General features: G+C 56.9%; 17 protein-coding genes and 5 pseudogenes. 10 read left to right on the forward strand and 12 right to left on the reverse strand.

Going from position 1 to position 22,790, the window contains the following annotated elements:
• Positions 1–105: 105 nt before the first annotated feature.
• From HY795_16440 to HY795_16470, 7 genes are all read left to right on the forward strand, one after another.
• Positions 106–342, forward strand: coding sequence for a hypothetical protein (locus HY795_16440; protein MBI4806810.1), 237 nt, complete (start codon positions 106–108; stop codon positions 340–342).
• Between the two features lie 932 nt (positions 343–1,274).
• Positions 1,275–2,009 carry a phage Gp37/Gp68 family protein gene (locus tag HY795_16445; protein ID MBI4806811.1) on the forward strand — a complete coding sequence of 245 codons (735 nt, stop codon included), beginning with the start codon at positions 1,275–1,277 and terminating at the stop codon, positions 2,007–2,009.
• 342 nt (positions 2,010–2,351) lie between these two features.
• The gene (gene kdpA / locus HY795_16450) at positions 2,352–4,130 is read left to right on the forward strand and encodes a potassium-transporting ATPase subunit KdpA (protein MBI4806812.1); all 1,779 of its coding nucleotides are present in this window, start codon (positions 2,352–2,354) and stop codon (positions 4,128–4,130) included.
• A gap of 12 nt (positions 4,131–4,142) precedes the next feature.
• A complete protein-coding gene (gene kdpB, locus HY795_16455) occupies positions 4,143–6,215 on the forward strand; it encodes a potassium-transporting ATPase subunit KdpB (protein MBI4806813.1) in 2,073 nt (690 codons plus the stop codon).
• Between the two features lie 9 nt (positions 6,216–6,224).
• A complete protein-coding gene (gene kdpC, locus HY795_16460) occupies positions 6,225–6,812 on the forward strand; it encodes a potassium-transporting ATPase subunit KdpC (GenBank protein MBI4806814.1) in 588 nt (195 codons plus the stop codon).
• A gap of 9 nt (positions 6,813–6,821) precedes the next feature.
• A complete protein-coding gene (locus HY795_16465) occupies positions 6,822–9,512 on the forward strand; it encodes a sensor histidine kinase KdpD (GenBank protein ID MBI4806815.1) in 2,691 nt (896 codons plus the stop codon).
• Positions 9,478–10,170, forward strand: coding sequence for a winged helix-turn-helix domain-containing protein (locus tag HY795_16470; GenBank protein ID MBI4806816.1), 693 nt, complete (start codon positions 9,478–9,480; stop codon positions 10,168–10,170). The genes HY795_16465 and HY795_16470 overlap by 35 nt, the downstream gene beginning before the upstream one ends.
• Before the next feature lie 369 nt (positions 10,171–10,539).
• Here HY795_16470 and HY795_16475 read toward each other — a convergent pair whose 3' ends face one another.
• Both HY795_16475 and HY795_16480 read right to left on the reverse strand, forming a co-directional pair.
• Entirely contained in the window at positions 10,540–11,094 is a 555-nt protein-coding gene (locus HY795_16475) for a putative zinc-binding protein (GenBank protein ID MBI4806817.1), read from the reverse strand.
• Positions 11,095–11,123: 29 nt separating this feature from the next.
• Positions 11,124–11,591 (reverse strand): C_GCAxxG_C_C family protein, encoded by a 468-nt coding sequence (locus HY795_16480; protein MBI4806818.1) that lies wholly within the window; start codon positions 11,589–11,591, stop codon positions 11,124–11,126.
• A gap of 159 nt (positions 11,592–11,750) precedes the next feature.
• Here HY795_16480 and HY795_16485 point away from each other — a divergent pair, with 159 nt between their 5' ends.
• Positions 11,751–12,632 carry a LysR family transcriptional regulator gene (locus HY795_16485; protein MBI4806819.1) on the forward strand — a complete coding sequence of 294 codons (882 nt, stop codon included), beginning with the start codon at positions 11,751–11,753 and terminating at the stop codon, positions 12,630–12,632.
• Positions 12,633–12,890: 258 nt separating this feature from the next.
• Positions 12,891–13,259, forward strand: coding sequence for a molybdenum cofactor biosynthesis protein MoaE (locus tag HY795_16490; protein ID MBI4806820.1), 369 nt, complete (start codon positions 12,891–12,893; stop codon positions 13,257–13,259).
• A gap of 216 nt (positions 13,260–13,475) precedes the next feature.
• Here the strand turns inward: HY795_16490 and HY795_16495 are convergent, their stop codons facing one another.
• Both HY795_16495 and HY795_16500 read right to left on the reverse strand, forming a co-directional pair.
• A complete protein-coding gene (locus HY795_16495) occupies positions 13,476–14,300 on the reverse strand; it encodes an enoyl-CoA hydratase/isomerase family protein (GenBank protein MBI4806821.1) in 825 nt (274 codons plus the stop codon).
• Between the two features lie 69 nt (positions 14,301–14,369).
• Positions 14,370–14,813 (reverse strand): universal stress protein, encoded by a 444-nt coding sequence (locus HY795_16500; protein ID MBI4806822.1) that lies wholly within the window; start codon positions 14,811–14,813, stop codon positions 14,370–14,372.
• Positions 14,814–15,262: 449 nt separating this feature from the next.
• On the opposite strand from HY795_16500, the gene HY795_16505 reads away from it, so the two are divergent.
• Entirely contained in the window at positions 15,263–16,384 is a 1,122-nt protein-coding gene (locus HY795_16505) for a response regulator (protein ID MBI4806823.1), read from the forward strand.
• A gap of 60 nt (positions 16,385–16,444) precedes the next feature.
• Here HY795_16505 and HY795_16510 read toward each other — a convergent pair whose 3' ends face one another.
• The 8 genes and pseudogenes from HY795_16510 to HY795_16545 form a co-directional block, all read right to left on the reverse strand.
• Positions 16,445–17,014 carry an OmpH family outer membrane protein gene (locus tag HY795_16510; protein MBI4806824.1) on the reverse strand — a complete coding sequence of 190 codons (570 nt, stop codon included), beginning with the start codon at positions 17,012–17,014 and terminating at the stop codon, positions 16,445–16,447.
• Between the two features lie 51 nt (positions 17,015–17,065).
• Positions 17,066–19,048, reverse strand: a complete 1,983-nt coding sequence (locus HY795_16515; protein ID MBI4806825.1) for an autotransporter domain-containing protein — start codon at positions 19,046–19,048, stop codon at positions 17,066–17,068.
• A 174-nt stretch (positions 19,049–19,222) separates the two neighbouring features.
• Positions 19,223–19,447, reverse strand: a pseudogene (locus HY795_16520) (autotransporter-associated beta strand repeat-containing protein).
• A 42-nt stretch (positions 19,448–19,489) separates the two neighbouring features.
• Positions 19,490–19,852: pseudogene (locus HY795_16525) on the reverse strand (autotransporter-associated beta strand repeat-containing protein).
• 168 nt (positions 19,853–20,020) lie between these two features.
• A pseudogene (locus HY795_16530) lies at positions 20,021–20,431 on the reverse strand (autotransporter-associated beta strand repeat-containing protein).
• Positions 20,432–20,590: 159 nt separating this feature from the next.
• Positions 20,591–20,974, reverse strand: a pseudogene (locus HY795_16535) (autotransporter-associated beta strand repeat-containing protein).
• A 141-nt stretch (positions 20,975–21,115) separates the two neighbouring features.
• A pseudogene (locus tag HY795_16540) lies at positions 21,116–21,754 on the reverse strand (autotransporter-associated beta strand repeat-containing protein).
• The coding region (locus HY795_16545) for an autotransporter-associated beta strand repeat-containing protein (protein ID MBI4806826.1) at positions 21,636–22,790 on the reverse strand (1,155 nt) is incomplete at its 5' end. The pseudogene HY795_16540 and the gene HY795_16545, both read right to left, overlap by 119 nt.

A 22,790-nucleotide genomic window follows, 5' to 3' on the forward strand; every position in this document is an offset into this window, starting at 1 on the left:
CTCGGGATTTGGGGATCAAATCGCAGCTGATCCACATGGCGTTCTGTCGTTCGGCTTGTCGACCAAGACCCATTGGCATCCTCCTTCTCGTGGAAGGATGGTCGGATGTTTCGTGGAGAAAATCAACACGCTGTTAAGCCATTTGTGCCGCCATTTGCAGGATGCCCAACCACGGACACAACCCCTGTCCTGGTCTCTAGCGATCCGGATAGGCCTTATCGTAAAGGTAATCCGTTTGGTGAGGAATTCGAGGAGTGGATGCGTAATCGCCCGGCAGAAGAGCCATCTCCGAAGCTGAGCGACGAAGAATTCTGCGAGATGCTGGGTATTCCGTTCGAATAACACATGACTACCCCGCCCACTCGGCGGGGCTCTGCTCCATCTGTGATGCATAAAGATAGGGGGAGGCCGCCGCGCCTCCGCCTATCGGACAAGTGGCCATAATGGCCATCCTGGCCAGTTTGGAGGACGGAGGGGCTGACCCGTTCCCCTCCCCTCCATTCGTACTAGTGTAGTTGGATGGTAGTTGAGTGAAGCTCATTGCCTAAGAAAAAGTGGTTCTGGGGGTATCTCTCGATACCCCCTTCTCATCTATAAGGAGACATTGCCCGAAAGCTCTTAGCCGAATGCTAGCGTTCCTGTTCCCCCTGGTCTCCGTTTGAGACTCGGCGCTTTCAGGCCGCCTCGATCATGCTCGTCAACATGGATCTCGAGGCGGAGTGGGGGACATCCTACATGATTATTTCTCTATGAACGGCGAGAAAGTTAAACCCCTCCTTGTCATTCCGACGGCCTAGATAAGCATAACATGATTATGGCCATAGTGATTTTATTCCGCTGTTTTCAAAAATGCCTTTTTACGGCCATGGCGGACAGAATCACAATACAACCTAGGCCAAAGGGGATGTCACATGAGACTTGAACTATACAGAGAGGCCAGCACAAATCAGTGCATGTTCTGCGAGATCGTGGAGTGCCCAAACCGGAGCACGCCGAAGAGCTGCCCGTCCTTTGTCTTCGATAACGGCAAGGCTGCCATGCTCCGTCCAGCTTCGAGCAAATAACAGGGGGTAAGGATGCCAGGGGCCGGGCCATTACGGTGCTGGCCACACTGGTCAGTTTGGTCATGACCAAAAGGATAAGCCAGCGGGTCACGTCCCCCGGCAGCACTCGTCAGGTGATCTCTGGGAGGTTAACATCTACTTTAACCCTCATGAACGGCAGGTTCTCCTTTGGATAGATGAGCGTCATCTCATTTTAAGGAGGACATCACCATGTCCAAAATCGAATGGACCCAGTCCACTCTCAACATTCTTACCGGCTGCACCCAGATCAGCCCAGGCTGCGCTCATTGCTACGCCAAGCGTATGACAACCCGTATGATGAGCCTGCACCCCGAGAAGTACGCTAACGGCTTCAACCTGACGCTCCATCCCGAGGAGCTGGCGAAACCGGCAAGAATGAAGGCCGGTCGCATGTTCTTCCTGAACTCTATGTCCGATACCTTCCACGAGGATGTGCCGGAGGAGTTCATCGGCAGGACATTTGAGATGATGGCTGACTGCCCCCAGCACCTCTTCCAGGGGCTCACAAAGCGCTCAGAGCGTCTCCTTCAGCTGGCTCCGGCCCTTGAGTGGCCCCGCAACATCTGGCAGGGCGTCACGGTCGAGAGCCAAAACTATGTTCACCGCATCGACCATTTACGCGCGACTCCAGCGGCTGTCAGGTTCCTCTCCCTGGAGCCCCTCCTCGGTCCTCTCCCCAACATTAACTTGGCAGACATTCACTGGGTAATCGTGGGGGGAGAGTCAGGCCCTGGAGCTCGCCCTATGCAGATCGACTGGGTACGCGACCTTCGTGACCAGTGCGTTCAGGCAGGCGTGAAGTTCTTCTTCAAGCAGTGGGGCGGAACAAACAAGAAGAAGACGGGAAGTCAACTGGATGGCCGCGTCTGGAAAGAAATGCCTACGCACCACTTGAGCGGACGAACGAAGAACAAGAAGAAGTAGCTATCGCCATTCGCGGTACGTGATGGGGAGTCAGGTGTTTGGTAAAGCTTAGCCGCCTGATTCCCCCATTCCTACTTTGATAATTCGTTTACGCTTACACCAGCGATTTTTACACCCTGTTAACACATCAAAGCTTATCTCTTCTCCATCGACTCTCACCGGAGGTTCCGATGGACATTCTCTTCGTCTTCATCATCCTGGCCCTGGTTTTCGCTCTATTCGGATTGATCGGCGTCGTATCCCGTCTGGAGGGGAAATAGCCATGGACGGGCTGGCACTAAGCATCGCAGCTGCGTTGTTCGTGTACCTTCTTGCGGCTCTGTGCAAACCGGAGTGGTTCGAATGAGCACCAATAGCTTAATACAATACGTCTTTTTTCTGGCCGTTCTAATGGGAGCATCCTGGCCTTTGGGGCTCTACATCGCCAGGGTTTACCTGGACGAACCCTTCGGCCTGGACAAGGTCCTTGGCCCTTTTGAACGCCTTCTCTACCGGTTAAGCGGTGTGGATGCTTCCGAAGAGATGAATTGGAAGACATACGCCGTGGCCGTGGTACTCTTTAACGCCACAGGGCTTTTGGCGGTGTACGCCATACAGAGGCTTCAAGGTCTGCTGCCGCTGAATCCGGCCGTGGTGCCCAGCGTGGACCCGTTCGTGGCCTTCAACACGGCCGTGAGCTTCGCCACGAACACCAACTGGCAGGCGTACAGCGGCGAAACCACCATGAGCCATCTTACTCAGATGGTGGCTCTTACCGTGCAGAACTTCGTCTCCGCAGCCACAGGTATGGCGGTCATGGCCGCACTCATCAGGGGGTTGGCTCGGCGCGAGACAGACAAGCTGGGTAATTTCTGGAAAGATTTGACCCGCTCCACGCTTTACGTGCTTCTTCCCCTTTCGCTGATCCTTGCTTTGGTCCTCGTATGGCAAGGAGTGCCCCAGACTTTAGAAGGCCAAGCTTCCTTCAAACTTATAGAGCCGATGACCTACGACAAACCCGTGTTAGATGAAGTGGGTAAGCCTGTTCTGGATGAGTCGGGCAAGCCCAAAACCGAACCCGCAATCCAGAAGGACCAGACCATAGCGCTTGGTCCAGTTGCCTCCCAGGTTGCCATCAAGCAGCTCGGGACCAACGGTGGCGGATACTACAACGCCAACTCCGCTCACCCCCTGGAGAATCCAACGCCTTTGACGAATTTACTGGAGATGCTGGCCATCCTGCTCATCCCGGCTGCGCTATGCCATGCTTTCGGCGTGATGGTGGGCGACAGACGGCAGGGAGTGGCTGTTTTGGCGGCCATGACCATTCTCTTTGCCGTTTTTGCCTGGCTGACCATCCAAGCCGAATCTCAGCCCAACACTCTCTTATCGCAAGCAGGGGCGCAGGGAGTACCAAGTCTTGAGGGCAAGGAAGTACGCTTCGGGGTGGCCGGATCGGCCCTATGGGCGGCGGCGACAACTGCTGCCTCAAACGGATCGGTGAACTCCATGCACGACAGCTTCACCCCCCTTGGTGGCATGTGGCCCATGCTCCTCATGCAGTTGGGCGAAGTGGTGTATGGCGGTGTCGGATCAGGGCTCTACGGCATGCTTATCTTTGCTGTGGTGGCCGTATTCGTCGCCGGGCTTATGGTAGGACGCACTCCCGAGTATCTGGGCAAAAAGATCGAGCCTTTCGAAACCAAAATGGCCGCCCTGGTCATCCTCATTCCTCCGTTTTTATGCCTCATGGGAACTGCTCTGGCATGCGTCATCGGGCCACCTGAGGCAATATCAAACACTGGCCCACACGGATTCAGCGAAGTTCTCTATGCCTTCTCTTCCATGGGCAACAATAACGGTAGTGCCTTCGCGGGGCTCACCGCTACCTCGCCCTTCTGGACCATAGCAGGTGCAGTGGCCATGTTCGGTTCTCGCTATTGGCTCATTATCCCCGTACTGGCCCTGGCCGGTTCACTGGCGGGCAAGAAACGCCTGCAGGAAGGACCCGGTACCCTCCCGACACATGGTCCTATCTTTGTTGGCCTTCTGATGGCTGTGGTTCTTGTTGTGGGTGCGCTCACCTTCGTCCCGGCCCTGGCGCTTGGTCCTGTGGCCGAACACCTTGCGCTTATTAAATAAGAGGTTTCAATCATGTCCAAGGACAAGAAGAAACGTCCAATGTCCGATCCGGCGATCGTAAGGCAAGCTCTGGTAGACTGTTTTCGCAAGCTGGCCCCGGCCCGGCAGGCCCGCAACCCCGTTATGTTCACGGTGTATGTAGGTTCCATTCTGACCACCCTGTTGGCTGTTCAGGCTTACCTGGGCAAGGGAGAGGCTCCTTTCGGGTTTGTTGCCTCCATTTCCGCCTGGCTTTGGGCGACGGTTCTCTTCGCCAATTTCGCAGAGGCCATGGCCGAAGGAAGAGGCAAGGCGCAGGCTGCTGCTCTGCGCGGTCTGCGCCAAGACGTATCGGCGAAAAAATTGATTCATCCCAGGCGTGATTCCCCTTTCGCCAATGTCGCGGCCAAAACACTGCACCGTGGTGATCTCGTGCTGGTGGAAGCAGGAGACACCATCCCCTCGGACGGCGAGATCGTGGAGGGTATCGCATCCGTGGATGAATCCGCCATTACTGGCGAGAGCGCACCCGTTATCCGCGAAGCTGGAGGAGACCGCAGCGCCGTTACCGGAGGTACGCGCCTGCTCTCAGATTGGTTGGTGTTCAGGGTGGCCGCCGAGTCCGGTGAAACTTTCCTTGATCGCATGATCTCGTTGGTGGAGGGAGCCAAGCGCCGCAAGACCCCCAATGAGATCGCGCTCAATATTCTGCTGGCTTCACTGACCCTGATCTTCCTGGTGGTCTGTGTGACGCTGAGGCCCATGTCCGCTTTTGCTGTGGAACTCTCAGGCCAGGGTGTGGTGGTGACCATTACCGCTCTGACCGCTCTGTTTGTCTGTCTGGCTCCCACTACGATCGGCGGGTTGCTTTCGGCCATCGGTATCGCAGGCATGGACCGCCTTATCCAATCTGGCGTCATAGCCACATCAGGGCGCGCTGTGGAGGCAGCAGGCGACGTGGATGTTCTGCTGTTGGACAAAACCGGCACCATAACTCTGGGAAATCGACAGGCTGCGGCGTTCCTGCCCGTGAAAGGAGTTGACGAACGTGCATTGGCCGAAACGGCTCAACTGGCTTCCCTGGCTGACGAGACCCCGGAAGGGCGCTCCATCGTGGTGCTTGCCAAGGAGCGCTTCGGCATTAGGGGGCATGAACTGCATGATCTTGGAGCCACATTCGTGCCTTTCACTGCACAAACCAGGCTTTCGGGAGTTAACTTGCCTGGCCGATCTTTGCGTAAGGGTGCTCCCGACGCCATCAAGGCTTTGGCCGAACAGTCCGGAGAAATAATTCCAACTGAACTCGACGGCTTCATCCATGAAGTGGCCAAATCCGGTGGTACTCCCCTGGTGGTGTCCGAAAACGGCAGACCGCTCGGTGTTGTTTGGCTCAAGGATATCGTGAAAGGGGGTATCAAGGAACGCTTCGCAGAACTGCGCGCCATGGGCATCAAAACCATCATGGTCACCGGCGACAATCCTCTCACGGCAGCGGCTATCGCGGCCGAAGCAGGTGTGGACGATTTCCTCGCGGAGGCAACTCCAGAGGCAAAGCTTGCTCGCATCCGCCAGTATCAGGCCGAAGGCAAGATGGTGGCCATGACCGGCGATGGAACCAACGACGCACCGGCCTTGGCTCAGGCCGACGTGGGCGTGGCTATGAACTCCGGAACCCAGGCGGCCAAAGAGGCCGGGAACATGGTGGACCTGGACTCCAACCCCACGAAGCTTCTCGAAGTGGTGGCCATCGGCAAACAGCTGCTTATGACGCGCGGTTCGCTCACAACCTTCAGTATTTCGAACGACATCGCCAAATACTTTGCCATCATCCCCGCTGTATTCGCAGGCATATACCCGCAGCTTGGGGTGCTTGACGTGATGGGTCTTGCCACACCTAAATCCGCCGTACTTTCGGCTGTGGTGTTCAACGCCCTGGTGATCATCTGCCTGATCCCCCTGGCGCTTAAAGGGGTGAAATACATCCCTGTGCCTGCGGCTGTGGCCCTGCGCCGCAACCTGCTGATCTACGGTGTTGGGGGGCTTCTGGTGCCCTTCGCGGGGATCAAGCTCATCGATCTGATCATTTCCGCCCTTGGCTGGGCGTAGGAGCCTACAATGTATTTAACCATCATAAAACAGTTAAAGCCTGCCGTCCTGATGCTCTTTTGGATGACGATCATAACCGGGCTGGTCTATCCGCTGGCCATGACCGGTCTGGGCAAGACGATCTTTCCCGTCCCGGCAGGAGGAAGCCTTGTTGAGAGCAACGGGGTCGTTGTCGGGTCCAGTTTGATCGGTCAGCATTTTGATTCCGAGGGGTACTTCAAGGGCAGACCGTCAGCCACTTCACCTTATGAATACAACGCCGAGTCCTCATCAGGCTCAAACCTCGGGCCTTCCAATCCAGCTCTGGCAGAGGCTGTGGCGGATAGGGTGAAAAGGCTTGCTGACGCAAATGGAGGAGGCAATTTTCCAATAGATATGGTCACGACTTCAGGTAGCGGCTTAGACCCGCATATTTCCCCCGAGGCGGCGAACTACCAAGCCGACAGGGTGGCCAAGGCACGAGGCATGACTCATGAGGCAGTGTCTGCACTGGTCGAGAAGCACACCCAGGGCCGGCTCTGGGGATTCTGGGGCGAAGCAAGAGTAAATGTGCTCGAACTCAACCTCGATCTGGATGCCCTGCCAAAGAAAGAGTAAGGACCGAGCATGAGAGACGACGATCAGCGTCCGGATCCTGACGCCCTGCTGGCCATGGTCCAGCGGGAGGAGGCCGAGAAACAACGAGGGCGGCTGAGGATATTCCTTGGCATGTGCCCAGGGGTCGGAAAGACCTATGCCATGCTTGAGGCAGCGCGCCTCAAGATGTCCGAGGGGCTCGACCTCCTGGCCGGTATTGTGGAGACACACGGTCGCGAGGACACGGAAGCTCTTATGTATGGGATGTCTGTCCTTCCACGCAAAAGCATCAACTATAAAGGGCACGAGCTTAAGGAATTTGACTTGGACGAGGCTTTGGCCAGACGACCGGCACTCATCTTGGTGGACGAACTGGCCCACACCAATGTTCCTGGCTCGCGCCATCCAAAACGCTGGCAGGACGTGGAAGAGCTGCTCGAGCACGGCCTAGACGTGTGGACCACCCTCAATGTCCAACACCTGGAGAGCCTAAACGACGTTGTCGCTCAGATAACCGGGGTGCGCGTCCATGAAACAGTACCCGACGCAGTATTGGAGCGCGCGGAATCTGTGATACTGGTGGACCTCCCTCCAGAAGATCTCCGCCAGCGTTTGAGCGAAGGCAAAGTCTACCTACCTAAACAGGCCGAATGGGCGGGTGAAAACTTCTTCCGATCCGGAAATCTGAACGCGCTACGGGAATTGGCGCTTCGTTCCACAGCCAACCGGGTGAACACCGAGGTATTGGTGTACCGGCAGGGTCACTCTATCCATACCACTTGGCCAACGGCAGAGCGTATCCTTGTCTGCGTGGGACCATCGCCCACCTCGGCCACTCTTGTACGCGCCGCCAAGAGACTGGCGGACGGGTACCATGCCTCCTGGCACGCTCTCTACATCCAACAAAAACCCGAAGGGGTCATGACGGCCAGAGCACTTGCCAACCTGGAACTGGCCAGGGAACTTGGGGCCGAAACCCACATCATGCCCGGGGGAGAAGTAGCCCGGCTTATCGTTGGTTTTGCCCGTCAGCACAATATTACTCGCATCGTGATAGGAAAACCCGTCGGATGGGGACTCTTGGACTTCCTGAAGGGCAGCCCTGTGGATCAGTTGGTGCGCCTCTCCGAAGAGATCGATGTCCATGTGATCAAGGGACAGGACACAAAAGGCCTCTCGAGCTCCGCTAAACGCGTGAAACCCCAGAACCTGCATTGGAAGCAATACGCCGCATCGGTCGGAGTGGTAGGTTTGAGCACAGCCGTGTGTTTCGGCATGTATTCCCATTTTGAATTGGCCAACCTGATCATGGTCTACCTACTCGGGGTAATGGCTGTGGCGGTTTGGCTGCCCAGGCGAACTTCTGTGCTGGCTTCGATCTTAAGCGTCCTGGCCTTCGACTTCTGTTTCGTTCCGCCGCGCTTTAGCTTCGCGGTCACTGACGTGACCTATCTAGTCACGTTTGCGGTAATGTTCCTTGTGGCCCTGGTCATCGGCGGGATGGCCTCTCGGATCAAGGCACAGGCCGACAGCGCCGGGCAGCTAGAACGGCAGGCTTCGGAACTGGCGGGGCTCTCGAGGCAATTGGCCGCGACCAGGGGCACCAACAATCTCATCAGCGTGGCGCGCGAGCACATCTCCAGAGTTTTCTACAGTACGACGTTGGTTATGATGCCAGGCAAAGACGGAAGAATCTCCGAAGCATTCCTGCCGACCGACCAAGAGGCATTGACGGAAAAGGATGTGGGGGTGGCCCAGTGGGTGTACGACAACGGCAGGGCAGCAGGTTTCTCGACACAGACTCTTGCCGATTCCGGGACCCTCTTTCTGCCATTGCCTGGAGCGGAAGGGACGCTTGGCGTCATAGGGTTGCGGCCAAAGGACGATGATGCCCGCAACATGCTCTTGCCACCCGACAAGCAGCGATTGTTGGACGCAGTGGTGCATCAGACAGCCTTAGCCCTCGACGTCGACAGGCTTGAAGAAAAAGCGAGGAGCATACTTGTGGAAGCTGAGCGTGAGAAACTGCGCGCTGCTCTTCTTTCGACGGTGACTCACGACTTCAGAACCCCGTTGGCTGCCATTTTGGGCTCGGCGGAAAGCCTCATGGCACTCGGCGAGAGCGCGGGCCTGGATGTACGCAGAGCTCTGGAAGAGAACATCGTCAACGAGGCATCCCGGTTGGGGCGACTAGTGGACAACCTGCTTCGCATAGCTGCCCTTGAATCAGGAGCTGTCGTCCCAGAGCTCACACCTTTGCCGCTGGAAGAAGTGGTTGGCAGCGCTCTTGCCCGTCTTGACGCTCTACTGGCGAGCCACATCGTCAAGGTGGACATTCCCCGGGACATGCCCGCGATTCCCATGGACGCCGTGCTTATGGAACAGTTCTTCATGAATCTACTTGAAAACGCCGTCAAATACACGCAGGAGGGAACCGAGATCGCAGTTACAGCTTCGGTTCGCAAGACGGATGCGGTCATAGTTGTCAGTGACTCTGGTCCGGGACTCCCGGACGGTGACCATGACAAACTCTTTGAACGCTTCCAGCGGGGCGACAGGACTGGATCGGAAGGATATGGCCTTGGGCTGGCGATCTGCAGAGCAGTGGCCAAGGCCCATGGAGGGACTATTGCCGCTTCGAACAACGTATCCGGCGGTGCGCGTTTCACACTGACACTTCCTCTGCATGAGCAACGTAAAAACTACAATCCTGACCGTTGACGACGAGTCGGCTATTCTACGCTTCCTACGCCCCTTCCTTGAATCGGAAGGGTACGCAGTACTTGACGCCAGAACCGGCCGTGAAGCTCTGGCTCTGGCCTCATCCCATGAACCGGAGGTTATTCTTCTGGACCTCGGCCTTCCGGATATGGACGGCAATGAGGTGTTAGAGAGTTTGCCCCCCTGGAGCAGGGCGCGCGTGATCGTCCTTTCCGCGCGCGGACAGGAGCAAGACAAAGTGTCCGCCCTGGATAAAGGGGCGAGCGACTATCTGACAAAACCGTTCTCTCTGGGTGAATTGGCTGCTCGAATCCGGGCTCTTCTCAGGCGTGGCGCAGCTCAAGATGCGCCTCAGGCCTCTCTGCTCCAATTTGGGAACTTATCCATCGATCTGGAAGGACATGTGGTAACTTTGGAAGGAGAAGACGTCCATCTGACACCCACCGAATTTAAGCTGCTGGCCTTTCTGGTGCGCCACTCTGGCAAGGTCGTTACCCATAGCCAACTCCTGCGGGAGGTCTGGGGTAAACACAGCCAGGGTCAGGAGCATTACGTGCGCATCCACGTCCATAAGCTGCGCCAGAAGATTGAGAAGGACACGGCTCGCCCCAGGCATCTGCACACTGAGACTGGAGTGGGTTACCGCTTCAAAGAATGAGATTAGCCGGATGAGCTTCGAAGTTGCTCCAGACCGGCAGGCCATCTCGTATGCGTGCGAAGCTTATGCAAGACCCCTATGGGTATCCCAGTGGATATCCCCAACCATGTATCCGGGTGCATCCCGATGTCTCCCCATGTGCTGTTATCTGGCGGTATTCTTGGCGGGCGAGGCATCCTGGCGATCGAGGGCATGCCCTTTCACGCCGATAACAGGGGTTCAAATCCCCTTGGGGACGCCAAAGAAAGTTAGGGACTTACGACAAAATGGTCGTAAGTCCCTTTTTTCATGCCGGCGCGATCTCCATCAGCGTGAGGTCCTCTCATCCGGCCTCACGATAACCGACCCAGCGTGGTACTCGTTTTCGAGCTAGCCGGAGCAGGCGTGACATGTCTCGCCGGTAGTTCTGCCCCGCTTCGATTCACCAAGCTCAGCGGCGATCTTTTCCGCTACAGAGAGCGCGTGTCTCATGATCTCCACCTCGGGCATTTCGTCGGCGCTGAAGAGATTGCGGTCAAAGTCGATTAAAGAGTCCGTTATGATCACTTCGGGTTCCAGGTCATCCAGAACTCCCTGCATCATGCGTGTGGCGCACTTCAAAAAGCAGCCCTCCATGGCGATGACCCGGGGTGCGTTACGAACCAAGGCACGCTGCCCGGTGTTCTTGGTGAAAGCTCCGCCCAGGCAGATGCGTACGGTTTTGTCTCGCTCCAGGTTGTGGCAGAGGATGTTTGACGCTTGCCGGGCAATCTCCCCCCGCAGGCACGACCCTTCACAGCACATGATGGCCACCGGCTTGACAGCCTCTCGAGAGGCGAAGTCCTCACAGAGCTGGCAGGTTTTGGTAGGCTTAAGGATGCTCACTGTCTCATAGCGGCTGCCACAAGTGGACGGAGACGCTAAGGAAGCTTTTTCACAACTCATGGTTCATTCCTCCGAAGTAATGGATTCAATTAGTTCTTTGCAGCGCAGCAGCCACAGGCTTTAGGGACACCGATCGGCTCGGCCGTTATGAGCAATTCGAGAAGGATTCCAGCCGTGCTGGCAGTGAAACGCTTGCACTTCTCAAGGTTTTCCTGAGGTCCAAGAGCATCAAGCACATCCTTGCAGCGCGTATGTCCGGTTAGGGCCTGGACCCTTTCTCTGAACTCAGAAGCCGTTACGGCGATATCGTCCCAACTCTCCCCAGCGTTGTCGCGGCCCTGAAGAATCCCCAAGGCGATGAGTCCTCCTGCCAGCGCCCCGCACATTTCCTCGCGGCAGCGCCCCACACCCCCTCCGAAAGCCGTGGCTATTTTGGGAGAGAAGTCGTCGGGAACAACGCCGGAAGCTTCCAGTACAGCCGTAAGGACGGATTCAGAGCAGATGAGCCCGCCCTGAAAAAGATCATAGGTTCGCTGTTCCACTTGTTCCTTATTCATGTTCATTCTCCTTTGCTCTCGTTCCCCAGGTATCACCACGATGCGCGGTCTTGTTGACATCGTTTCCGATCTGAATAATTGTTTAATCACTACTTACAATCTGGTCTAACGATAGTTTTTGATGCGGTTGATCGGAATTTGCGAACGCGGGGTAAAGCAATGGAACTGCGGGATCTGAAAACGTTTGTGGCTGTGGCCGGGCTTTTGAGCTTTCACCGGGCCGGAGAAGCGCTCCATGCGGCGCAGTCTACCGTATCGGCGCGAATTGCCGCGATTGAGGCTGATCTTGGCGTGAAGCTGTTCGAGCGTCTGGGAAGGCGCGTGGTGCTCACTGAAGCAGGGGAGCGCTTACTTGATTACGCCCGCAAGATTCTCGATCTGGAGGATGAGGCCAGGGCCTGGGTGTCTGGCGAGGCCGAGGCGCGCGGTTCGCTTACGGTCAGAGTCCCCGAGTCCTTGTGCGCCTACCGGATGGGCGGGGTTATACGGCATTTCAGGGAGAGGTTTCCCAATGTCCGGTTAAGCTTCACTGCCTGCACAATGGAGGGCCTGGAAAAGGACTTACGCCAGGGGGTGACGGATTTGGCCTTCCTCATGGTGGATTCCATTCGGGCGGGTGATCTCACCGTTGAGGCGCTTGGAGTGGAGCGATTGGTACTTGTCGCTTCCCCAGGGCACAGGCTTGCCGGGCGGGCTTTTGTTGGCCCGGATGATCTGCGGGATGAAACACTTGTCCTCTCCAAGGCGGACTGCTCATACCGGAAAATGTTTGAAGGGCTGCTTTCGGAGAAAGGCGTCGCGACAGCGGCTGGAGTGGAGTTCTCCAGCGCTGCGGCCTTGCGCGGTTGCATTATGGATGGGGTGGGTATCAGCATCCTGCCGGAATTGGCTGTGCGCCATGATATAGCGGCTGGGCGACTAGCCGTGCTGAACTGGGAGGATGGAGAACTGGAGACAGCCGTGCTCATGGTCAGGCACAAGGATAAATGGCTTTCCCCCCCCTTGCCGGGTTCATGGGCATGGTGCGGAGTGGACTCATGAAAGGAACCCCGATCCTGCCAAGGCATCTGGCCGATAATCTTTTCGCTCCGGAGACAACTCAGCCCGACAATGGCCGCTGCTGTTGATAAACCGCAAGAGGACCCTCTTCTTCGGAATGCAGGATACAAAGTTCTCTTGAGGCCAACTCTCGCCACAGCCTCGCTTTCTGGACGCGCCAGGCTGCTGCCTGTATGGACGGTCAGTGCGGCTTGGAACCGCTTCAAGCACGCCAGCTCCAACAATCCTCCGGAGGCGCTCATGGATATCTCTCAGGCTATCGCTGAACTGAAAAAACTACCCGGCTTCACCGAGAATGTGGGCATGCTGCTGGTTCATAACGGAGTAGTCAGGTCCTGGTCACGCAAGGGCAGCGAGGCGGTGGATCGCCTGGAGGTTCACCCCGACCAGGAAAAGATCAAATCCATCTGCGAGGAGCTCACCCAGCGCCCAGGCATCTTCTCGGTTACGGCCCATGCCAAGTCCGGAGTTTTCCGCCCAGGGGAGGACCTGCTGTTCATCATTGTGGCCGGGGATATCCGCGAGAACGTTATTCCCACTCTTACTGACGCCCTGAATCGCATTAAGGCGGAGGCCATAGGCAAGAGCGAACATCTGAGCGTTTCCTGACGCCGTAGCCCTGGACCCTGGGCCGCACATTAAAACATGGTGCCAGATAGAATCGGAGCGACGTTCGCCTGATGGTGATTCCGGTGCTGTCGTGGTGGGCAAGGCCGCAGCCTGCAGGAGAGCGCGTCTCGCCCTCCTTTTTTCGTACCGTAGAAGGATCCCAGGCCTCAGCATAATCCGGGATGACGCTTGCCTCGATGGAGGCGCTCATAATTCTCAACTGGCGGAGAGCATTTCCTCGCTACTGCAGCCAAATTTCTGTTGGCAGTATTTTTCGAGCACGTGCTTGAATTCAGGGGATTCCAGCCGGTCCTTGATGAGCTTGTCCTCAAGATCGAGGCTGCGTTTTAACTCCTGCTGGTCGCATTTCAGGAGCTTGCGCACCCCCAGCATGGCGGAGATGGGGTGTTCCAGGCTCGTCCGGGCAAATTGAAGAGTCTCGTCCTCCAGTTTCGTTTCCGGAACAATCCTGTCTATCAGTCCAAGCTGTAAAGCATCCTCGGCAGAGAAGCTCTTCCATTGCAAAACTTCAGTCGCTTTTTTAACGCCAAGCAGTCGAGGCAGAAAGTATCCGCTTCCCTTTGTTATGATTCCTATATCAGCATTTGTATTTTCGAAAGATGAGTTGTCTGAAACTATGCGATAGTCGTAAGCAAGGCTCAGGTTCAGGTGGAATAGGGATGTAAGCCCTTTAACAGCATAAATTGTTAGGCAGTTCATTGTGGAAAGAGATATGAAGAGTCTGTTAACTGCGTTTAAGAATCTATCAAAGAGTTTGTTGTTGTGGGAGAGTTGTACGGCCTTGCACATGGTTTTTCCAAACTCAACGAAGCCGTCCGTATCCGGAGCACCAAAGACGATCAGCGCTTTAATGTCTTTGGATACAAGCATGGATTCAAGATACTCGTAGAATGAAAAGAGCTTGTTTATGTCATGCGTTACATGGATGAGGTGCCTTTTTTGCCTGATAACGAGGATGTTGTCTTCCAAAGAAGATGAGAAGATTTCATTGTCGGTACTGAGGTTTCCTTGAGGATTCATGTGATGCTCCTTTCCGTGCCATCAGTAGGTTACAGAGGTGTCTGGTAGCTTGTCATAGACTTGAAACCGTCATTGTTCAATCTTTCTTCCCATTACGACCAGCACATTGCAGGGGGAGTTGGTGAGCAGGTCGCGGCCAACCGAATTTTCGAAAAACCGCTGTATCCAGGTGAGATGGCGGTGTCCGACGAGAATCAGGTCGGCTTTTAGCTCGCTGGCGAGACTTATTATCTGTGCAGACACCAGGCCATTGAGAGAATGTGTCTGACATGAGACGCCCCGGTCGGACAGGTGACGACATGCCTTTCGTAGAACTTCGCCCACTTCATGCTCTACGGTCTTGAACATCCCAGAGGAGGTGGCATGAACGGCCATGATTCCTCTTCCTGTCGCGTCTGCCACGGATGCCACGTGGATTTTGGCTCCGGAGAGGATGGCCAACTCCGCGGCCTGATCCAAGATCGCTTGTTGGTTTGTGGACGAGTCAACCGCCACGACGATGATGTCGAGCATGGAATATCTCCTCGAATGAGGGGAGGCCAACGGCCGAGCAAATCGAAAGCATGTGTTTCAGGCTCGGCTTCAAGAAAGAGCTAGGCGTGATGAGCACGAGTGCCTCAGCGGGTTGGCGGTGGTTTGTTAGTTGCCTAACAAACTTGTTAGGTGTTTAATATTTAGGCGACTATGTTTCGTCAACCGTAATCTGACGAGAGTGATCCCAGGACATAGTTCCGCACATTCCATGGTGGATAATCGATTAGGGCGTGAGTGCTCCTGGCGTGGCCCGCGTGCCAGTTGGGCTAACTGGAGCCTCTTCGTGGCAAGGCCGGCAAGGAATTCATATTTGCCATGACAATGGGCTTGTATTGGCCGTGAAAAAACGAGAATGCTTAAGGAAGGACCGGGCTTGGCCATTTTACGATGAAGCCCGGCTAACTCATCTCATGGTGGAAGGTGGACGAATGCCAGACAAGATACTCTTCGTCGATGACGACCAGCATGTGTTGGACACCTTTCGGAGAACCCTGTCCAAGTACTACGCGGTAGAGGTTGCTCTGGGCCCGCAAGAGGCTCTGCGGATGATAAAGGAGCAGGGCCCTTTCAAGGTGGTCGTTTCGGATTTCAAGATGCCAGTCATGGATGGCATCGAGCTCCTGACAAGGATAAAGGAGCAAGCTCCCAACACGGTTCGGGTCATGCTGACCGGTTTTGCCGACTTGGACTCTGCGATCGCGGCGGTGAACGAAGGTCATGTCTTTCGGTTTTTGACGAAACCGTGCTCCACGGACACCATGAAGGGGGCCCTGGACGCTGCGTTGGAGCTGCACCGTCTCATAACGGCGGAAAGAGAGCTTTTGAGAGGAACCCTCTGGGGAAGCATCAAAATGCTTACTGAGATTCTGTCTCTTGTGAACCCCGAGGCTTTTGGCCGTTCGGAGCGAATCAAGCGAACCGTGAACGGCCTAGCCAAGGAACTGAACCTTCAGGGCGCTTGGAAATACGAGCTGGCTGCCATGCTTTCGCAAATAGGGTGCGTGAGCGTGCCCGAGGACATCGTGTCCAAAAAGTACTCTGGGCAGCCTTTAAGCCCTGAGGAACAGCAGATTTACGACATGAGTATCAGCGTGGCCGTGAGCCTTTTGGGCAACATCCCTCGCATGGAAGGAATAGGGCAGATAATCGCCTGCCAGTTGCAGGGCGACTGCGATGGGGCCGGCATGTCCATGGGGGGCAAGCTTTTGAGCTTGGCCCAGGCATTTGATGACCTGCTGCAACAGGGACTGGGCAAGGAAGACGCGGCTGCCAAACTCTCCCAGAGCAAAGAGCGCTACGGGGAGGAACTGCTTACTGCACTCGAGCGGGTGCTGCTCCGCCAGGATGGCTACTCCCTGCGCCAAGTACTCCGTGAGGAGCTCGTCCCAGGGATGATCCTGGCAGAGGACCTGCGAACGCACAGGGGCTCTCTCATGCTAGCCAAGGGCCTTGAGCTCTCTGGCTACATGCTGGAGCGGCTGACAAGTCTTGCGAAAATCCATTCGATTCGCGAACCGATCGCCGTGTTGGTAAACGACGGGGAAGGCTAAAAAGTATCCTCGCGACCAAGGAGGGCATTGCGCCGCGGAGTATATCCGCCCTCTAACGCTTCAGGGCTGAGCGGGTTGGGCTTGGTTGACTCGCTTGATGATGTCATCGGTGATGTCCAGGCTGTTTTCAAAAAAGATGAAGGCAGTCCGTTCCTGGATCGTCGAAATTCCCTTTTCCTTGGCATAGGCGACAAGTGCCTTGTTGACCGATTCAATGAGCGGCGCAAAACGTTGGTTTTCCTCAAGGCTTACTTCCTGGCGGAATTTTTGGTCCTCCTCGGTGAATTTCTGGATCTTGTCCTGTAAAAGCGTCGCTTTGGGGCCTTTAACCGCTGATCCTCTCACCTCGTCCTGAAGCTTTCTGATATCCTGTTCCAGAAGTCCCATCTGGATGCGCTGATCCGCGAATTTGTTCTGAATCTCGCCGACGATCTTGGCCCCTGGTTCGCATCTTGTGAGAACATCCCTGTAACTTATGATGGCCATGCGGGGAGCAGGGCTCACATCAGTCTTTGCTTCTGTCTTTGTTTCAGTCTTTGTTTCCGGCTTAGCGTCCTGCGCGGACTCGGCTTGGCAGGCTGTAAGAATGAACACGGCAAGTACCGCCGGAAGAATCGAAAGGAATTTCATTTGGTCTCTCTCCTCAGGAAATAATGACCAGCTTTGCTCAACCAATTCAGGTTAAAATGAATACCTCAGACTTAATGATCCTGCCAGCGCGTTATAATCGTTGCGGAAAAGGTCAGTGCTGATCCTTGCAGAAACAGAGAGCCGTTCGGAATGCTTCACTGTAAGTCCCGCGCTGACCGAGGCCCAGTCCGAAGGAGTGGGGACGGTTTTGGTGGTGAAGTTCGACGTTGCGGAGCCCTGGAAATTCGCAGCTATGTCCCTGCTTGAACTCAGCCACTCATGACCCCAGGTCATGCGGAGCTCGGGAATGAGGGTGCCCCAAGTGAATTCCATCGGGCGTGCCACCTTGGCTCCGATGGAGGTGCGTAGCGAGCAGTCGGAGCGCGAATGCACGGTGAGCCCTAATGAACCCGCACCGCTTTCGTCATATCCGTTTTGGGCTATACGTGCGAAATCCACAGAACCGATTGGGCTCAGGATCCAGCCGTTTAAGTGCCAATCATACCCAGCTCCAATGTTGGCGAAGAGGTTCCACCCGTTCCAGGATGAGGATGCCTTGAGCGAGCCTGTGGGGCTCGAAAGAGTTCTCTTGGCCTGGTAGGAATCCACTCCGCCCCGGACCGAGCCCTCCGCGAACCAATTCTTCCCGGACCAAGTCGCGAAACCGCCGAAGCTTACCGTGTCAGTGCGGCCGTTGCCGCTCGCGGGAGCATTCAGCGTAAGGCTCCGTCCAGTATAACCGCCGAACAGACCTGCAGAGAGATTCTTCGAAAACGAGTAGTCCATCCCGCCGAGCATTCCCCAGGAGTTGAAGCCGTAGCCGGTGCGACCTCCATCCGAACCCTGCCTGCCGGTCATCCCGAAGGGCTGGAGAAAGACTCCCCACCTGTTTGCGGGGTCCAGCGAGGCTGCGAAGGGAGTGCCCTGCTTTAATCCATTGAAGGCCATGAGCCCGGTGGGGGCGACGTCAAAGGGGCTCATAAACGTTTCCTGGGAATCTCCCGTGCGCAGGCTGTGCATCCGGCCTTGAATCGAAGACGTTATCAACCGGCCGTCGTCAAAGCCGGTCTGGGTGAATGCGTCATAGGGTTCAGGGTGCATCTGATTAAGCGAACTGGCTATGACGGCTTGCGGCGAGAGGTCCATGGCCAGGATGTCGTTTGCGAATGTCCCTGAAGCCGAATATGCGCCACGGTTCAGGCCTTCCCCGGCAGAGGCTGCGCGAGAGTTGGTGGCAAAGGCACCGTAAGGATTCCGGTAGGCCACTGTGAAGGTTCCAGAGGAAGTGGACACGGGCAGGAATCTCAAGATGAGCGAGGGGAAGTCCTGGGTGGCGGCTGCGAATGCTCCTGTCTGGCTTCCCGCAGCCAGTATGGTCGGCCATGATGCGCCTGTGGGGTAATAGGCGATGGGAGCGGACACAATGAGCAGTCCGCCGTTTATCTGTGCCTTCCCGCTTACGTTAAGCAGGTCTCCCTTTCCGGACGGATCGATCTCGTTCAGGTATACGGCGCTGGAGGCCTGGAGGTAGTCGCCAGCCAGGTTCAGGGTACCTATGGATCCTCCGGGAGACACTATCCCGTTGTTGGTGAAGTTTCCGAGTGTTCCGTAACCCCCGACCGTTGCCCCCACGCTTGAGGTTAAGGTCCCCCCGATCGCTGAGGAAGCGAGCACCTTGAGCACGCCGGAAGCCAATAGAGCCTGTCCGGTGTAGCCGGAGCCGGAGCCGGAGAATAGTGTTGTCCCGGTCCCGGCGAAGGTGAAGGCACCGTCCCCGGCAAATTGCCCGGAGAGCGTGACGGCGTTTCCGCCATTGTCCAGCGTGCCCCCTCCGCTGCTTACGAACAGGGAGCGGGAGGTTGTCAGGGCGGCGTTCGTGAGAAGTATTCCTCCGTTGAAGGTCACTGCGCCCGAGACCGCCCCAAGATTGGCATCGTTCATGATGCTGAGTGTCCCACCGTTGATGGATGTCCCGCCGGTGTAGGTATTGGTGCCGGTTAGAGCGAGTGTTCCTCCGCCGGCCTTGGTCAGCATGCCCGTACCGGTGACCACCCCGTTGAGAGTCAGTGTCGAGCCATTCGTGTCGAAGGAACCGCCGCCGGAATTTAAGGTGAAGGTCCGACCGGACGAGACGTCGGCTGAAATCTGCAATGTTCCGCCGTTCAGTGAAACGCCCCCGGACGAATCCCCGAGATTGGAATCCGAGATGATATTGACCGCCCCGCCGCTTATATCGGTCCCGCCGGAATAGGTGTTCGATCCCCGCAGGTACAGCGTTCCAAAACCGGCCTTGTTCAGGGAGCCCTCGCCGGAAATGGCGCCGTTCAGGGTGAGATTACTCCCATTCGTATTGAGGGTACCCCCTGATGTGCCGAGGGTGAGGCTGCGGTTGGAAGTGACATCGGCGGAAATCTGCAAGGTCCCTCCGTTCATCGCCAATGGGCCTGACACACCGCCAAGGTTGGCGTCGGAGGCGATGGAAAGCGTGCCCCCGTTAATTATCGTTCCGCCGGTATAGGTATTCACTCCGGAAAGGGTGAGGGTCCCAGAACCGGAAACTGTCACCGCGCCCGAGCCAGCGAGGATTCCGGTTACCGTTTGGCTTCCACCAGAAGCCGTATTGAACGTTACTCCTGCCGCAGGTATCGGCACTTCAGTCTGCAAAACATCCTGGCCCGCGACAAGAAGGGTTCCTCCCCCAAAGATGAGAGCGTTCGAGGAACCTCCGAGGTTGGCCCAGCTTGAGGCGCTCAACGTGCCTGCATTGATTGAGGTTCCGCCGGAATAAGTATTTGTCCCAGACAGAATCAGTGTTCCGGCCCCGGATTTCGTTAACATCCCGGAGCCGGAAATGACGCCGGACAGTGTAAGCGTTGTGGATAAATCCGTCTGGAAAGTTCCACCGGAAAGCCCAAGATTCACTAAACGGCTTGTGCTGAACGTGGCTGTGTTTTCAAGCGTACCACCGTTCAGGATCAAGGATCCCGTACCCAAAACATTGCTGGCGCTTACCGCCAGAATGCCTCCGCTCATGGTGGTCGTACCCGTATAGGTGTTGATCCCGCTCAAAGTGAGGGTGCCCGTGCCGGATTTGGTAAATCCGCCCGTGCCCGATATGACGCCGGCATAGGTGGAATTCGTTCCTGCAGACACAGTGAGTGACCCCGCACCGAGAGTCACATTGCCGCCGAGGGCTCCGCCGCCGCTCAAACCGCCAATGGTCTGGCTGAAGCCGTTCAGGTCCAGTTGCACCCCGGCTGTGTTGGCCAAGGAGAGGGAGGAGGCGGATGAGAAGGAGTTCGCGGCGCCCAAGCGAAGAATGCCCGCGGTGACGGAGGTCGCCCCGGAATACGTATTGGCTCCGGAGAGAACGAGTGTCCCGGAGCCGCTTTTTGTCAGAGCACCCGTACCGGAAATGACACCGGTTTCGGTCAGGGTGGTGGACGCATTGGTGTCAAACGTACCGCCAGAAGCGCCAAGGCTTACGTTTTTGGCGGAGGAAATATTGCTAGTGGTGTTGAGGGTTCCGCCGTCAAATGTCAGGCCGCCCGTTCCGAGGCGATTGTCGGATGTCGCGATAGAGATGGTTCCCGCGTTGATTGTGGTCCCGCCGGAATAGGTGTTCACCCCGGAGAGAGTGAGCGTGCCGGCACCTGTTTTAGTCAGGGCCCCTGCGCCTGAGACGACTCCGGACTGGGTAAGGGTGGTGGCCGCGTTGGTATTGATCGTACCACCTGACGCGCCGAGACTCACGAGGTGGGTAGAGGTGAAAGAACCCGAAGTGTTGAGAGTACCGCCGTTAAGCGTCAGAGCGCCTGTTCCTATTCCGTTGGTGGCAGCAATGGAGATGGTGCCGGCATTGATTGTGGTCGTGCCGGTATAGGTGTTGGCTCCGGAAAGAGTGAGAGTGCCTGAACCATTCTTGGTAAGTGTCCCTGTGCTCGAGATGACTCCGGACAGCGTGAGTGTTGTTCCCGCGTCGGTCAGGAAAGTGGCTCCGGACGCGCCGAGGCTGACGGCTCGGTTGGTGCTGAAGGTGGCGGTGTTTTCAAGCGTGCCGCCGTTTATTGTAAGTGCCCCAGTTCCCAGTGCGCTGTTGGAGTTGGCAGCAAGGGTTCCTGCATTGATCGTTACCGCGCCAGTGTTGGTATTGACCCCTGAGAGGACGAGCGTGCCTGTGCCAGCCTTAATGAGCGCGCCCGTGCCTGACACAACTCCGGAGAGTGTCAAGATGGTGGCCGCGTTGGTGTTGATGGTACCGCCTGACGCGCCCAGGCTCACGTTGTTCCCGGCGGAGAGTGTGGCTGTGCTTTGTAGGGTCCCGCTGTTTAGCGTGAGCGCTCCCGCGCCAAGGGAATTGCCTGAATTAATCGCGAGTGTGCCGGCGCTGACGGTGGTCGTTCCAGAGTATGTGTTGGAACCGGTGAGAGCCAGGATGCCTGTGCCGCTCTTGGTCAGATTCCCTGTGCCTGTGACCACGCCTGAGAGGGTGAGGGTAGTGGAGGCGTTGGTGCTTATCGTCCCTCCGGAAGCGCCCAGGGTCACGTTGTTTGCGGAAGAAAGCGTGACCGTGTTTTGCAGGGTGGCGCCGTTCAGTGTCAGAGCTCCCGTGCCCAGGGAGTTACTCGAGTTTATTGCCAGTACGCCCGCGCTGACGGTGGTTCCTCCGGAATATGAGTTGGTTCCGGAGAGGGTCAAAGTGCCCGTACCGTTTTTGGTCAGGCTGCCCGAGCCTGACACGACGCCTGAGAGGCTGAGGGCGAAGGTCCCGGTGTTGATGGTGCCGCCGGAAGCACCCAGGGCAACGGCCTGGTTGGCGGTGAATGCTGCGGTGCTCTGAAGCGTGCCGCCGTCGAGAGTCAGGGACCCCGTGCCCAGCCTGTTGCTGGCGCTCACCCAGGGCCAAGTTGTTTGTGGCTGTGAAGGTCGCGGTGCTCTCCAACGTACCATTGTTCAGTGTGACTGCGCCTGTGCCCAGCCTGTTGCTGGCGTTCGTAACCACCACTCCGGCATTGATGGTTGTCCCTCCGGAATAGGTGTTGGCTCCGGTGAGTGTCAGTGTGCCTGAACCGGTCTTGGTGAAGCTGCCGGTACCGGAGATGACGCCCGAGAGAGTCAGGGTGGTGGATGTGCCGGTGTTGATGGTGCCGCCTGAGGCGCCGAGGCTCACGGCGCGTGTGGAGGAAAACGTGCCGGTGGTCTGCAATGTGCCGCCGTTGAGTGCCAGTGCTCCCGTGCCGAGATTGCTGTTGGCAGCAACTGAGAGCGTGCCCGCGCTGACGGTGGTTGTGCCGGAATAGGTGTTTGTCCCGGAGAGGACGAGCGTGCCCGTACCGGTCTTGGTGAATGCGCTGGTGCCGGAAACCACGCCTGAGAGGGTGAGGGTTGTTGCGGCGTCGGTATTGAAGGTGCCGCCTGATGCGCCCAGGGCCACATTGCGGGTGGAGGAAAACGTGGCTGTGTTCTCAAGCGTGCCGCCGTTGAGGGTCAGCCCTCCCGTGCCCAGGGCGTTGTCGGCGCCTATCGCGAGCGTTCCGGCGCTGATGGTGGTTGTGCCGGAGTACGTGTTTGTCCCGGAGAGAATAAGAATACCTGTGCCGGTTTTGGTCAGGTTGCCTGTGCCCGAGACCACGCCTGAGAGGGTGAGGGTCGTTGAAGCGCTGCTGTTGATGGTGCCGCCCGACGCGCCCAGACTTACATTTCGGGTGGAGGCGAAGGTCGCGGTGTTCTGGAGCGTGCCGCCGTTAAGAGTCAGAATTCCGGTGCCCAGTGCCGC

The sequence above is a fragment of the Desulfovibrio sp. genome, assembly GCA_016208105.1.
Classification (GTDB): domain Bacteria; phylum Desulfobacterota; class Desulfovibrionia; order Desulfovibrionales; family Desulfovibrionaceae; genus Fundidesulfovibrio.